Below are 276 nucleotides of genomic sequence, written 5' to 3'. Positions count from 1 at the left end.
AACGCGGTTTGTAAAATTAAGTTAGAAAAATAAAAAGCCATTTGTGGTAGACTTTTGAATACCCATACATCAAAAGAAAGGACACCACAAATGACCTACCATCATCTTACCATAGACGAACTAACGATGATCGCTAATTTTCGTGACCAAGGAGTAAAAGCCTACCGAGCTGCCAAACTTTTGCACCGGAGCTTAGAAACCGTCTACCGAGTTTATCGCTTTCTGGCCGCCGGCCACACGCTCCAAGAGTATTGCCAACACTATCGTAAAAACAAG

At 42.4% G+C, this 276-nt stretch carries 1 pseudogene; it reads left to right on the top strand.

The features are described from left to right. Positions 1-90: 90 nt before the first annotated feature. Positions 91-276 (top strand): annotated as a pseudogene (locus FC43_RS04955) (helix-turn-helix domain-containing protein); the annotation flags it as partial.

The sequence above is a fragment of the Limosilactobacillus ingluviei DSM 15946 genome (assembly GCF_001435775.1).
Lineage (GTDB): Bacteria > Bacillota > Bacilli > Lactobacillales > Lactobacillaceae > Limosilactobacillus > Limosilactobacillus ingluviei.
The sequence above is the reverse complement of the archived record's forward strand: the minus strand, read 5'-3'. Positions and strand labels throughout refer to the sequence as shown.